This is a genomic window from Chelativorans xinjiangensis, from assembly GCF_009812055.1.
GTDB classification, from domain to species: Bacteria; Pseudomonadota; Alphaproteobacteria; order Rhizobiales; family Rhizobiaceae; genus Chelativorans; species Chelativorans xinjiangense.
On sequence record NZ_WQNH01000002.1, the window covers coordinates 200,867 to 213,295 of the forward strand.

The 12,429-nt window shown below is 64.3% G+C and carries 12 protein-coding genes and 2 tRNA genes; 5 read left to right on the plus strand and 9 right to left on the minus strand.

What is annotated here, in order from left to right:
• Window positions 1-167 precede the first annotated feature (167 nt).
• Entirely contained in the window at window positions 168-1,205 is a 1,038-nt protein-coding gene (locus tag GM910_RS02770; RefSeq protein ID WP_159585978.1) for a tyrosine-type recombinase/integrase, read from the plus strand.
• 78 nt (window positions 1,206-1,283) lie between these two features.
• On the opposite strand, the gene GM910_RS02775 is transcribed toward GM910_RS02770, so the two are convergent.
• Both GM910_RS02775 and GM910_RS02780 read right to left on the minus strand, forming a co-directional pair.
• Window positions 1,284-1,357, minus strand: a tRNA-Cys gene (locus GM910_RS02775).
• Between the two features lie 197 nt (window positions 1,358-1,554).
• Entirely contained in the window at window positions 1,555-1,845 is a 291-nt protein-coding gene (locus GM910_RS02780; protein ID WP_201285392.1) for a hypothetical protein, read from the minus strand.
• A 193-nt stretch (window positions 1,846-2,038) separates the two neighbouring features.
• Between GM910_RS02780 and GM910_RS02785 the strand changes: the two genes are divergently transcribed.
• A tRNA-Asn gene (locus tag GM910_RS02785) sits at window positions 2,039-2,113 on the plus strand.
• A gap of 74 nt (window positions 2,114-2,187) precedes the next feature.
• Here GM910_RS02785 and GM910_RS02790 read toward each other — a convergent pair.
• Window positions 2,188-2,502 carry a Dabb family protein gene (locus GM910_RS02790; RefSeq protein ID WP_159585979.1) on the minus strand — a complete coding sequence of 105 codons (315 nt, stop codon included), beginning with the start codon at window positions 2,500-2,502 and terminating at the stop codon, window positions 2,188-2,190.
• 252 nt (window positions 2,503-2,754) lie between these two features.
• The gene (locus tag GM910_RS02795; RefSeq protein ID WP_159585980.1) at window positions 2,755-4,731 is read right to left on the minus strand and encodes a bifunctional 2',3'-cyclic-nucleotide 2'-phosphodiesterase/3'-nucleotidase; all 1,977 of its coding nucleotides are present in this window, start codon (window positions 4,729-4,731) and stop codon (window positions 2,755-2,757) included.
• Between the two features lie 181 nt (window positions 4,732-4,912).
• On the opposite strand from GM910_RS02795, the gene GM910_RS02800 reads away from it, so the two are divergent.
• Window positions 4,913-6,250, plus strand: coding sequence for a mechanosensitive ion channel family protein (locus GM910_RS02800; RefSeq protein WP_159585981.1), 1,338 nt, complete (start codon window positions 4,913-4,915; stop codon window positions 6,248-6,250).
• A gap of 16 nt (window positions 6,251-6,266) precedes the next feature.
• Here GM910_RS02800 and GM910_RS02805 read toward each other — a convergent pair whose 3' ends face one another.
• Entirely contained in the window at window positions 6,267-6,740 is a 474-nt protein-coding gene (locus tag GM910_RS02805) for an Lrp/AsnC family transcriptional regulator (RefSeq protein ID WP_159585982.1), read from the minus strand.
• 146 nt (window positions 6,741-6,886) lie between these two features.
• Here GM910_RS02805 and ald point away from each other — a divergent pair, with 146 nt between their 5' ends.
• On the plus strand, window positions 6,887-8,002 hold the full coding sequence (gene ald, locus GM910_RS02810; protein WP_159585983.1) for an alanine dehydrogenase: 1,116 nt from the start codon (window positions 6,887-6,889) through the stop codon (window positions 8,000-8,002).
• A gap of 52 nt (window positions 8,003-8,054) precedes the next feature.
• Here the strand turns inward: ald and GM910_RS02815 are convergent, their stop codons facing one another.
• From GM910_RS02815 to GM910_RS02830, 4 genes are all read right to left on the minus strand, one after another.
• Window positions 8,055-8,528 carry a DUF1203 domain-containing protein gene (locus GM910_RS02815; protein ID WP_159585984.1) on the minus strand — a complete coding sequence of 158 codons (474 nt, stop codon included), beginning with the start codon at window positions 8,526-8,528 and terminating at the stop codon, window positions 8,055-8,057.
• A 72-nt stretch (window positions 8,529-8,600) separates the two neighbouring features.
• Complete coding sequence (locus tag GM910_RS02820) at window positions 8,601-9,173, minus strand: GNAT family N-acetyltransferase (RefSeq protein ID WP_159585985.1); 573 nt, start codon at window positions 9,171-9,173, stop codon at window positions 8,601-8,603.
• Window positions 9,170-10,021, minus strand: coding sequence for a 3-mercaptopyruvate sulfurtransferase (sseA, locus tag GM910_RS02825; RefSeq protein ID WP_159585986.1), 852 nt, complete (start codon window positions 10,019-10,021; stop codon window positions 9,170-9,172). Before sseA ends, GM910_RS02820 begins: the two co-directional genes overlap by 4 nt.
• A gap of 103 nt (window positions 10,022-10,124) precedes the next feature.
• Window positions 10,125-10,865 carry an alanyl-tRNA editing protein gene (locus tag GM910_RS02830; RefSeq protein ID WP_159586044.1) on the minus strand — a complete coding sequence of 247 codons (741 nt, stop codon included), beginning with the start codon at window positions 10,863-10,865 and terminating at the stop codon, window positions 10,125-10,127.
• 216 nt (window positions 10,866-11,081) lie between these two features.
• Between GM910_RS02830 and GM910_RS02835 the strand changes: the two genes are divergently transcribed.
• On the plus strand, window positions 11,082-12,236 hold the full coding sequence (locus GM910_RS02835; RefSeq protein WP_159585987.1) for an alpha/beta fold hydrolase: 1,155 nt from the start codon (window positions 11,082-11,084) through the stop codon (window positions 12,234-12,236).
• The last annotated feature ends 193 nt before the right edge of the window (window positions 12,237-12,429 follow it).

Consider the following 12,429-nt stretch of genomic DNA (forward strand, 5'->3'; position numbering starts at 1 on the left):
GTATGCCGCATGGTCAAGGCCGTGCGGAGTTGCGGGCTTATCGTCGGTCAAGTCATTTTCAACGGCGATGAGCTGCGGGTTGTGATTAGCGGGGATATCGGGGATGGCCCAGCCCCGCGTATTGACGAGATCGCGAACGATGACGGGCTAATTCGGGAGCCGCAACCGTGAACGCCCCGATGAAGCTCAGGCTCCAGCACGTCACCGCCTATCCCAATAGGGATGGCTCTTTCCGTTACTATTTCCGGCGCCGGGGCCAGCCCATGGCGCGCCTGCCCGACGATCCTCTTTCGCCCGAGTTCATGGAGGCGTATCAGCGCAACCTCGATTGGGTTGCTCCAGCCGTCCATGCCGCCGAGGGTACATTCGCATGGCTCTGCGACCAGTACATGGACAGCGCCGAATTCAAGGGGAAGGCAAAGACCACCAGGGAGGCGCGCCGCCGCGTCATACTGTCGATGACGAAGGAGCGGATAAACCCTCGTTATCCTGAGACGTTTGCCATTGAACGCGCCCACAAGATCGGGCCCCGTCATATCTCTGCCTTGCGCGACCGGAAAGCCGAGAGCCCGAATGCAGCCAACGAGCGGCTGAAAATCCTGTCTCAAGTTTTCAAGCTGGCCATCGCCAGGGGGTGGCGTGCGGACAACCCTGTAAAGGTCGTGGAGCGTCTCTCTGTTCCCCGTGGTGGCCACGATACAGCAACGGACGACGACATCACCGCATACCTCGCAAGGCACACCAGCGGGCCGGCATGGCTCGCCATGACGATCCTGAGGCACACAGGGGTTCGTGTATCGGATCTCCGCATTCTCGGCCGTCAGCATATTCGCCAAGGTCACCTCGTATTCGAGACGGTTAAGACCGGCGTTCGGTGCGAACTGTCGATCCATCCCGAGCTTATGGCGGCGCTGCCGCGCGATCAGATGACGTTCCTGACTAACGAGTGGGGCAGACCGTTCGCCAGCGACAAGGCTCTTTCGCAGCGTGTAGCGAAGTGGTTTCGGCAGGCGGGCGTGGAGAAGATGACGGCGCACAGTGTTAGAAAATGGCGTGCGACGAAGATAGCCGAGAATGGCGCATCAGAAATGCAGCTTATGGCGCTATTCGGCTGGAGAGACGCGAAAGAGGCGCGGCCTTATGTGCAGGCGGCGAATCGGCGCAAGATGGCCGATGAGGCGTCAGAGAAATTTGGTAATGTGTAGCGTTTAAACGACACTACACACGTATTCGTGTAGCGCGAAAGGTCATGACACTGAAAACGCAGCGGAAAATTTGGGAGGTGGAGGCCTCGCCCGGAATCGAACCGGGGTGCAAGGATTTGCAGTCCTCTGCGTAACCACTCCGCCACGAGGCCATGCCGCTCATGAGCAGCGAGGAGGTTCAATAGGTGGCGCCGAAATTCGCGTCAAGCCGACATATGTCATTACTGACGGTTTCCTGCGCATCTTCCGCGAGCGCCTTCCCCCGCGCTCCATGTAGTATCGGGACGGCAGAATGGGAACACGCCAGGCGATCGTCGTTGACGGTGACCGCATCCGGCCGCGGCGCCCGTCAGTCCCGCCTTCCCTTTCGCCGGTGCCACCAGACCTCGAGGCGCCGCCGCCACCGTCTGATAGCGGCCAAGTCGTAGGAAAGGATAAGCAGGCCCACGGGGATCATCCAGAAGCCGAGAACCGGCAGAAAGCCGAAAATGCCGAGCAGGACCAGCACGCCGCCGCTCAAGAGCCGTGCCGGACGGGAATGCGGAATAGGCAGGCGCCGCCCGGCTATGGAGACGTACGGCCGCTTCTTCCTGCCCGGATCATCGTCCGTGTCTTCCGGCGAGGTGTTGTGCTGTTGCATTGGCTTCCGCTGTCCATTCCATTCAGCCTCCTCCGGCCCGGTTTCCCTCTTGCCGTACGTCGGGCGTCCCCCCATATGTGGCCATGCCGCGGCGAATGCGAGGCCGCCCTCGAAAATAGTGGAAAAAAGTCGCCGATGGCGCTTTGCAAAAGTGAAAGCTCTTTGCTATAGCCACGCGCCAGAGCACAGGCATTCCCCGGTAGCTCAGCGGTAGAGCAACCGGCTGTTAACCGGTTGGTCGCTGGTTCGAATCCGGCCCGGGGAGCCATTTCTTTCTTTACCGACGGTTGAAATACCGGAATTGCGCGGTTTTTTCTGCGTTGTCGTGCCGTCTCGGGCGTTTCAACGCCCTTTCCGGCCGCCTTTGCCCGATTTGGAAACGAAGTCCGCGGCCAGCCGCATCTCCCTTAGCGGGCGCACCTTGGTGATGCACTCGGCATAGATGGGGTGCGCCTTGTAGGCGGCGAGCGCGGCCTCGTCGCGGAACTCGCCATAGACCACCACGTCGACCTCCCCGCCAAGCTGATCGACCTTGCGGTTGATGCCTATCTCGAAGAAATCCGAATGCGGGATCTGCCCCAGGATGCTCAGTTCCTCGGCGATGCGCTCGACGTCCTCGCGCTTTCGGGCGCTGAAAAAAACGATGTGGCGAATCACGGGCGGCCTCCGGCTTTGTCACCCGCAGAACTCGTGCGACCGAGGGCAGGTTGTCAATGCGCCGCGCTGCCGCGCCCTAAGTGGCCTGACCCAAACAGATGGTCCCCATCTGTTTGGAAAAGTCAGCCCACAAGCTATTAATCCGGTGGGGCGATTTGTCCTGACAGATGGGGACCATCTGTCAGGATCGCACCACTGGCGTTCAGGTTCACAGCTTCCGCCAGCCACTCACCCGACCACTCACCCAGCTACTCATAGGGCGATGCGGTAGAGCGCAAAGCCCTCCTGCCCCTCACCCGCCGGCTCGATTGAAACCCCTTCCACGTCCGCCGCGAACGCGGCACCCTTCGGCCCGGTTTCGAACAGAACCGACGTGTTCTCCAGCGGCGCAAAACGCCAGTTGGCGTCGGCCGACGGGTTGATGGTGCCTTCTTCGATGATGTAGCGCACGATCACGTCGCGGTTGGTGTCGGGCGCCTCGAAGATCAGCTTGTCCGGCCCGATGGCGGGAAAGTTGCCGCCGCCGCCGGCGCGGTAATTATTGGAGGCGACGACGAATTTCTGTTCCGGGTCAATGGGTTCACCATCGAACATCAAGTCCGTTATACGGTGAGCGTCGGGATCGATCAGCTCCCCGTCCGACGAATAGCGCGACGGCTGGCTAAGATCGATCGCATAGGTGACACCGTCGATCACATCGAAATTGTAGGAAGGAAAGGCTGTGTTCAACAGCGGCTGGTCCGCCTTGCCTGGCTCTATCGTGTTGAAGATGCCGGCCGACCGCTCCAGCCATTCCTTCACATCCGCCCCGGTGACGAGCACCGCCTGTACGGTGTTGGGATAAAGGTAGAGGTCGGCCACGTGCTTGATGGCCACGTCGCCCGCCGGGACGTCCGTATAGTAGTCGGGACCGCCGCGCCCGCCCGCCTTGAAGGGGGCGGCCGCCGAAAGCACGGGAATATCCTTGTAGTCCGTGTCCTTCAGCATGTCCTTGATATACCAGACCTGCGCCTTCGAGACGATCTGCACCGACGGGTCGTCGGCAACGAGCGCGAAATAGGAATGCAGCGGCGCGGAAGTCTTGCCGACGGGCGTGCGCACGTAGGTGAGCGTTGCCTGGTGGTCTTCGCGCACCGCCTCTTCCACGTCTGCCTTGCTCTCCACCGTCGGCTTGACCGCCCGCTCGACGCGATCGAAGATGGGCCGCGCTTCGCTGGTGGAGCCGACGACCCGCCAGGCGTTGCCGTCGCGCTCGAGCATCAGGTCGATAAGCCCAAGATGCGAGCCCCAGAAGCCGCCCATCACGCCCGGCTTGCCGCCGATCAGGCCCTTGGCATTGTCCACCCCTTCCACGCCGTCGAACTTCGATCCCGGAAAATCGAGATGGCTATGACCGGTCACAACCGCGTCGATGCCATCGACGCCGGCCACCAGCAGGGAGGCATTCTCCAGGTTCTCCTCGTATTGCGCCGGGCCGACGCCGGAGTGCGAAAGCGCGATGACGATGTCCGCACCCTCCTCCTTCATCTGCGGCACCCAGGCCTCCGCGGACTTGACGATGTCGCGCGTCATCGCCTTGCCCGCCAGGTGTCTCGAATCCCAGGTCATGATCTGCGGCGGCACGAAGCCGATGAGGCCGACGCGGATGGGATGCTCCTCCCCCGCTCCGTCCGTAAGCTTCTTGTCGAGGATGATGTAGGGTTTGAGGAAAAGCGCATCGTCGCGCGCGTTGGTGGCAAGCCCGCCCTTGGTCAGGTTGGCGCAGACGAACGGGAAATTGGCGCCGGCCAGCACCTTGAACATGAAGTCGAGGCCGTAGTTGAATTCGTGGTTGCCGAGGGTGGAGCAGTCGTAGCCGAGCGTGTTCATGGCCTTGATGATCGGGTGAACGTCGCCCTCCTTCATGCCGCGCTCGTAGGCAACGTAGTCGCCCATCGGGTTGCCCTGGAGAAAATCGCCGTTGTCGATCAGCATCGCATTGGTCGCCTCGGCGCGAATCTGGTCCATGATCGTCGCCGTGCGGGCCAGCCCCATCGTGTCGTTGGGCTTGTCGGCGTAATAGTCATAGGGGAAGACGTGCACGTGCAGGTCCGTCGTCTCCATGATGCGCAGATGCGCCTGATTGGCGGCCGCCCGCGCGGAGAAGGGGTGGAGAGCAATCAACGCGCCGGTCGCGCCGGCTCCGGCAAGGAAGGAACGGCGGGAAATGGGATAGTGCGTCGCGGACATGAATTCCCTCTCTGGCAGGCCTTGATAACAAGGAAGAACTGTTGCGCCTAATGCCCGTCCAGTCCAGCAAATTCGAATGACGGCAGCGTGACGAAATGGGCCCCTTCCGCCACAGTTGTCGGGCCGTGGCGGTGACCTTAGTATTCCACGGTCAAGGGGCGCAAAAGGCAAGGGGTTGGTTATGGAACAGCCAGTTGAGGCTCCCGATCTGGGCGGACTTGCGAATTCGCTCCTCGGCCTGCTGCGGCAAGGTTTCGACCAGGTAACCGAACCCTGGTTCGCCTATCAGCTTGTCATCATCCTGATCCTCTTCGCCAGCGCCAAGTTCCTGTCGCGCGGGGTCGTGCCGAGGCTGGAGGACCGGGCACGCCAGATCCACGGCCACCGGGGCTTCATGCGCATCGCGGTGGCGCTTATCCACCAGGCGGACTGGATCATCTTCGCAGCGCTCCTCTTCCTGGCACTGTCGGTCATGCGCGCCGTCACCTGGCCGAGCCGCAGTTGGCTGATCGCGGTGGTGCTGTCGCTCTCTTCGGCCTGGATCGCTGCCTCCGTTCTGTCGCGCGTCATCCGCAACAGGCTCGCCGCGCGCATTGTCGCTTGGTTGGTGTGGGTCTATGCCGCGCTGGTGATCCTCGGTCTCGACCAGCCGATCGCGGCCCTTCTCGATTCGCTTGCCCTCCCCCTGGGCGACTTCAGGCTGTCGGCACTGGTCGTCCTGAAATCGCTGCTGGTGCTGGCGGCTGCACTGTGGATTTCAGTGCTTGCCGGCAATTTTCTCGACGAAAGGGTGCAGCAGACGACGGACCTTACGCCGTCGATCCGCGTGCTGGTCGGCAAGGTCGCCAAGATCGGCGTGATCCTGATTGCCGGTGCCGTCGCCCTTTCCACCGTCGGCATCGACCTTACCGCCCTCACCGTCTTTTCCGGCGCCATCGGTCTCGGGCTCGGCTTCGGCCTGCAGAAGGTGGTCTCCAATTTCATCTCCGGCATCATCATCCTGCTCGACAAGTCGATCAAGCCGGGCGACACGATATCGCTCGGCGAGACTTTCGGCTGGATCCGCGAATTGCGCGCGCGTTTCGTCTCCGTGATAACGCGCGACGGGCGCGAGTACCTCATTCCCAACGAGGATTTCATCACCGAGCGGGTGATCAACTGGTCGTTCTCGGACGAGCTGGTTCGTCTCGACGTGGAATTCGGCGTCTCCTATGACGCCGACCCGCACAAGGTCATCGAACTGGTGATCGAGGCCGCAGCGGGTGTCGGCCGTGTCGAGGCAAGCCGCCGCCCGGTCTGCTGGCTCACCGGCTTCGGCGATTCGTCCCTCGATTTCGTGCTGCGCTTCTGGATCCGCGATCCGCAGCAGGGACTGACCAATATCCGCGGCAAGGTGCTCCTGGCTCTCTGGGACGCCTTTAAGGAAAACGGCATCCAGATCCCCTACCCGCACCGCGAAATCATCATGAAACAGCCGCAGAAGCTGCCGGACGGGATGGCCGGACTGCCGGCCGACTGACAGCAGGGTTCAAGCATCAAGCCATTTCCGGCCGGATGCCGATTGCCGTGCGGTCGATCACCTCGCGCAGCGCGAAGGAGGAATTGATCTTGATGACGTGCGGCATGCCCGTCAGCCATTCCTTGTGGATGCGTTCGTAGTCCTCCAGATCGCGTGCGGCGATCCTCAGGATATAATCGTATTCCCCCGACATCAGATGGCAGGACAGGATGTTGGGGCAACGCTTCACCGCCGCCTCGAACTCGGTCAGCGTCTTCTCGAACTGGCCGGTGAGCGAGATGTGCACGATCACCGTCATTCGATGTCCTAATGCGGCGTTGGAAAGCTGGGCGTGATAGCCTCGTATGACGCCCGTCTTCTCCAGGGTATCGAGCCGGCGCGAGCAGGCCGATTGCGAAAGCCCCACCTTTTCCGCAAGCGCTGCATTGGAAATGCGCCCGTCCTGCTGAAGCGTGTCGAGAATGGCAATATCAATCCTGTCGAGCGGCATCCTTCGTATTTTCTCCATCGATACCTATATTTTACGCAAGAAATAACGAAAGCGGACCGACAAGGCAAACCACTTCGCAAGGACGTGCGGGGCCGGTTGCGCTACTTTTGCGTATCGAACCCCCCACATGCTGGAGATCGCCTGAAATGCGCGTCGGATGCCCCAAGGAAATCAAGAACCACGAGTACCGCGTGGGCCTCACCCCCGGCTCGGTGCGCGAATACGTGGCGCACGGCCACGAGGTGCTGGTGGAGACGGGCGCGGGCGCCGGCATCGGCGCCGACGACAATGCCTACCGTGCAGCCGGCGCCGCGATAGCCAAGACTGCCGACGAGGTTTTTGCCAGGGCGGACATGATCGTTAAGGTCAAGGAGCCGCAGGCCTCCGAATGGGTACAGCTGCGCGAGGACCAGATCCTCTACACCTATCTGCATCTCGCCCCGGACCCGGAGCAGACCAAGGGGCTGGTCGCATCGGGCGTGAGCGCGATCGCCTACGAGACGGTGACGGACGAGCGCGGCGGCTTGCCGCTGCTGGCACCGATGTCCGAGGTCGCCGGGCGGCTCGCCATCCAGGCCGGCGCCACCGCGCTTCAGAAGGCGAATGGCGGGCGCGGCGTTCTCCTGGGCGGCGTGCCGGGCGTTCTGCCGGGCAAGGTCGCCGTCATCGGCGGCGGCGTCGTCGGCCTCAACGCCGCCAAGATGGCGGTGGGACTGGGAGCCGACGTCACCATCATCGACCGCTCCATCCCGCGCCTGCGCCAGCTCGACGACATCTTTGCCGGGCGCGTGCATACGCGCTATTCCACCGTCGAGGCGCTGGAAGAGGAATGCTTCTCCTCCGACGTGATCGTCGGCGCCGTGCTCATTCCGGGTGCTGCCGCACCCAAGCTCGTCACCCGCGAGATGCTGTCGGGCATGAAACCGGGCGCCGTGCTCGTCGACGTCGCCATCGACCAGGGCGGCTGCTTCGAGACCTCGCATCCGACCACCCATTCGGCCCCTACCTACGCGGTGGACGGCATCATCCACTACTGTGTTGCCAATATGCCGGGAGCAGTCCCCGTCACCTCGGCCCACGCCCTCAACAACGCCACGCTCCATTACGGCCTGCAGCTCGCCGACAGGGGCCTGAAAGCGCTTGCCGACGACCCCAACCTGCGCAACGGCCTCAACGTCCACAAGGGCCGCATCACCAATCGCGCGGTGGCCGAGGCGCTGGGTTACGAGATGGCCGAGCCGAAGGCCGCGCTGGCCGCCTGAGACTGCCGCCTTTCCTCCCGAAAAACCTGCCCGCCACCCGTGGCGGGCATTTTCATGCGCGTTCGATGCGGCACTGGTAGCAATTGTTTTTCGCCGAACGCAGGTGAAGGTAAGCGACCTCCGGCCGCTGCAGGAGCTCATGCGACCGCGTGCAGACGTGTTGCTTCGGCGTCACAGCACCGGTGCCGTAGACGATGCGGTCGTCGGCGCCATACCCGCGGAGCAGGAATTCCGTGGAGACGCGAAGCATTTCCGGCATCACGTCGCTCTCTTCCGCCCGCGGGCATTCATCCGCACACAGGAAGATCGGTCCCGTCTCCGCGTAGGGCTGGAGGTCGGGGAATGGCCGGTAGGCGAGCACGAGATAGGGCCGCCCTGCCGGCACATGGCGCAGGCAGTGGCGGCAGGGAACGCCGTCGCCGTCCGAGATGCGGCGCTCCGGCGGCTTGCCGTAGGCGTCGATGCCGCCACCTTGAAAAGCGCGCGCCTCCAACGTCGGCATGGCGATGAATCGTATGAGGCCCATGGTTCTTCTCCTGCTTTCGAAGTAGGAAAAGATATCGATCACCGGCGGCCCGACCACCCGATTCATGAGCGATCAGCGCAAAAGCACCGCCGCCCGCGCCTCGGGCGTGAGCACGGTGACGATCTCCTCCCTTCGCCATACGGGGCTGAAGCCCATCTTCTGGTAGAGCCCGAGTGCGGCCGGATGGTCGAGCGTGCAGGTCTCCACCGAGACCAGCCGCGGCCCGTGCGACCAGGCGGTGCGGATGGCGGCACCCAGGAACCAGCGGCCGAGCCCGGTGCCGACGGCATGCGCCATCAGGCCGAAATGCACCAGCCGGCATTCATCGCCCTTTAGAAGCCGCAATTCGAAGAAGCCCGCGGTGCATCCCTCCATGTTGAGGACGTGGATGTCCGTCTGCGCGCTTTGAAGACGCTCGGCCAACGCCGCGTCGGAAAGGTTCAGCGCCGCCGTCCAGTGCCAGTCGCGGCCCACGCGGTCGTAGAGGTAGCGGTAGAAGTGAAGCGGCATGTCGTGGCAGCGCAGGAGCGCAAGCTGCCGCCCCGAGGGTATGGCCGGATAGGTGCGCGGCGGCGCCGCCATCTCCAGATGGATGACGGTGGCGCGCAGCATGTGGCCGCCGCGCTGCTTGAGGACGGCGTTCATTCGGACCCCGCGACGACCGGCGTATCGTCGCGCCCGCCCCACTCGCTCCACGAGCCGTCGTAGAGGCGGTTGTCGCGGTGGCCGAGCGATTCGAGCGCAAAGGTGATGACGGCCGCCGTCACACCCGACCCGCAGGAGGTGACCACCGGCTTCTCAAGGTCGAGCCCCGCTTCTTCCAGTCTCTTGCGCAGGCGGTCGGGCGGCAGCAGGCTGCCGTCTTCCGAAAGCGACGTGGCCGGCACGTTGATCGCGCCCGGCATATGGCCGGAGCGCATGCCGGCGCGCGGCTCCGGCTCCGCGCCCGTAAAGCGCCCGGCAGGCCGCGCATCGGCGACCTGCGCGCTGCCTTCCTCGACGATCCGCCGCATGTCGGCGAGCCGGGCAACGCGGGTCCTGTCGAAATGCGGCAGGAAGGCGGTGGGCGCGATCTTCGTCGGCTCGCTCGTCACCGGGCGGCCTTCCGCGCGCCAGCGGTCGAACCCGCCATCGAGCACGAACACCTCCTCCACACCCATCACCCGGAACAGCCACCACACGCGCGGAGCGGAGAAAAGACCGGGACCGTCATAGACGACGATGGTATCGCGCTCGGAAACGCCCATGGAACTGGCGAAGCGCTCGAAGGTGAGCGGTTCCGGCAGGGCGTGCGGCAGGTCGGAGTCGGGATCGACCACCAGATCGTGATCGAAGAACACGGCGCGCGGGATGTGGGCCGCCTCGTATTCCGCGCGCGCGTCACGCCCTTGCGCGGGCAGATACCAGGAACCATCGAGGATCGACAGTCCCGGCTCGTGGAGGCGCTCTTCCAGCCAGTCGGCGGAAACGATGAAAGGGCTCTTCTGGCTCATGCGGTTCTATTCCGTTGCGGTTTCCGGTGGCTGCCGCCTCTACTGGCACAACATAGAAATCTCGCGCAAACGGCAAGAGCCTTCGCCACGCTCCGCCGGCTCCTCAGCCCGCCGGCAACGGCCCGAAGCGGATGCGGAAGCGGCGGTTCTCCCGCCCCTTCTTCTCGATCTTGCCGATGTGGATCTCGCCGATCTCGCCCGTGCGCCCCACATGCGTGCCGCCGCAGGGCTGGCTGTCGACCGAGGAGCCCTCGCCGATGCAGACGAGGCGGATGCGGCCGGTGCCGGCGGGCGGGCGCACGTTCTTCGATTTCACCAGCGACGGGTTGGCCGCAAGTTCCTCCTCGTCGATCAAGCGCGTGAAGACGGGATGGTCGGCGGCGACCAGCGCCATCAGCTCTTCCGTCACCCCTTCCTTGGTGAAGCCCGCGTCAGGCAGGTCGAAATCGAGGCGCGAATCCTCCTCCCCCACCGAGGCGCCAGTGATGGGAAACGGGCAAATGGCGCTCAGGAGATGGCAGGCGGTGTGCATGCGCATCAGCCGGTAGCGGCGGTCCCAATCGATCTCGAGCTTCAGCGTCTCGCCCACCTCGGGCAGCGGCTCGCCCGCCGCCGGCACATGGACGATCTCGTCCTTGGTGAGCCCGGTCACGGTGGCCGCGACGGCGATCCTCGAGCCATCGGAGCGCAAAAAGCGGCCCGTATCGCCCGGCTGGCCGCCGGAGGTGGCGTAGAAAACCGTGCGGTCGAGGATAACGCCGCCGCGGTCGTTTATGCCGAGAACGGCGGCCTCCGTCGAGGTGAGATAGGGCTTGTCGCGAAAAAGCGCTTCGGTGCGCGTCATCTGCTCCACGGCATCCTCCAATGAAACGTTCCGGCGAAACCGTAATCCGGCGATAGTCATATTGGAACCGGCAGGCTTTCGATTTCCGTTCAAGCTGTGGCAGAATGCCGGCGCGCCGCCGGAAGCTGCGGCGCCGCCAATGGAGGGGAATTTCCCATGCGGCGGGTTGGGATTTTGCGAGCGGGACCGTTGTTCGGCCTGTGTCTGGCGGCCTTCATGCTCCTGGCGGGCAGCTGCGCGATCGAGCCGGACGCTCCGGGGCCGTTCTACCAGGTGGAGAAATCGGAGTTGGCGGGCGCGCCCGGCGACATCATCCGCTCGGAAGCGTTTGCCGGCGCGCCCACGGGTGCGCGCGCCTGGCGCGTTCTCTACCGCACCACCGGGCTTGAAGGCGAGCCGATCGCCGTTTCCGGCGTGATCGTTGCGCCCGAGGAGCCGAGCGACGCGCCACGGAAGGTGGTCGCCTGGGCACATGGAACGACCGGTATCGTCAGCCGGTGCGCGCCGTCGCTGCGCAGGGGTTTCTTCGGCTCGGTTCCGGGGCTGAAGGCGTTTCTGGACCGCGGCTATGTGGTCGTCGCCACGGACTATCCCGGCCTCGGGACGCCCGCCCCGCATCCCTATCTGGTGGGCACGAGCGAGGGGCGAGCGGTGCTGGACTCGGTCCGTGCCGCGATGCGGCTGGCCGAGATCCGGGCATCGAACGAGTTTGCCGTCTGGGGCCACTCGCAGGGCGGCCATGCGGCCCTGTTCACGGGGCAGTTGGCGGCCTCCTATGCGCCGGATCTGAAGCTCGCCGGCATCGCCGCGGCGGCTCCGGCCTCCGACCTGACAAAGCTTCTGCGCGACGACATCGACAGCGGGCCCGGCAGGGTTCTGACCGCCTATGCACTCTGGTCGTGGAACCGGGTCTACGGCGCCCCGCTCGACAATCTGCTCGATCCTTACACCAACGCCGCCGTCGACCGCATCGCCGATGACTGCCTCGAAGGCCTGTTCCAGGCGCTTTTGCTGCGCAGGCACGAAAAGGCGATCGAAAAGGACTTCATCCACGGCGACTTGAGCGAGGTCGAGCCCTGGAGATCGCTTCTCGTGAAAAATTCCACCGACAGCGCGGCCGCAGGCGCGCCGCTCTTCATCGCCCAGGGTTCGGCCGATATGGTCGTCCGGCCCGCGGTCACCATCTCCTACGCGCAGGGCGCCTGCCGCACCGGCACGCCCGTCAGTTTCGACTGGATCGAAGGCGGGGACCACCTCGCGGCGGCCAAGAAGGGCGCCGACAAGGCGGCCGGCTGGATCGCCGCGCGCTTTGCGGGCGAGGCCGCGCCCAACGACTGCGGCAAGCTGCCGACGGCGGCCGCGCCTGGGTAGGGTCGCCGGGAGTTCGGTGGGTGCCATGGGAGATTGCCTTTCTCGCTCTTCGACCCTTCGACAGCCTCACCCTTCGGCAAGCTCAGGGCGAGGGTAGGCGCGCGCCATCGCCGCCACGCCCGCCTTCGCGTCTGGCCTCTTGGGTAAGTTGGGAAGCGGGGCGCGTTGTCCGAGCCACTCAATTTTTTTTTTT

Coding starts and splice junctions, on each gene's coding strand:
- GM910_RS02830 (WP_159586044.1), bottom strand. CDS start 10,865: ATGACGCGCACCGAAGCGCTTTTTCGCGACAAGCCCTATCTCACCTCG.
- sseA (WP_159585986.1), bottom strand. CDS start 10,021: ATGAGCCAGAAGAGCCCTTTCATCGTTTCCGCCGACTGGCTGGAAGAG.
- GM910_RS02820 (WP_159585985.1), bottom strand. CDS start 9,173: ATGAACGCCGTCCTCAAGCAGCGCGGCGGCCACATGCTGCGCGCCACC.
- GM910_RS02795 (WP_159585980.1), bottom strand. CDS start 4,731: ATGTCCGCGACGCACTATCCCATTTCCCGCCGTTCCTTCCTTGCCGGA.
- GM910_RS02815 (WP_159585984.1), bottom strand. CDS start 8,528: ATGGGCCTCATACGATTCATCGCCATGCCGACGTTGGAGGCGCGCGCT.
- ald (WP_159585983.1), top strand. CDS start 6,887: ATGCGCGTCGGATGCCCCAAGGAAATCAAGAACCACGAGTACCGCGTG.
- GM910_RS02800 (WP_159585981.1), top strand. CDS start 4,913: ATGGAACAGCCAGTTGAGGCTCCCGATCTGGGCGGACTTGCGAATTCG.
- GM910_RS02835 (WP_159585987.1), top strand. CDS start 11,082: ATGCTCCTGGCGGGCAGCTGCGCGATCGAGCCGGACGCTCCGGGGCCG.
- GM910_RS02780 (WP_201285392.1), bottom strand. CDS start 1,845: ATGCAACAGCACAACACCTCGCCGGAAGACACGGACGATGATCCGGGC.
- GM910_RS02805 (WP_159585982.1), bottom strand. CDS start 6,740: ATGCCGCTCGACAGGATTGATATTGCCATTCTCGACACGCTTCAGCAG.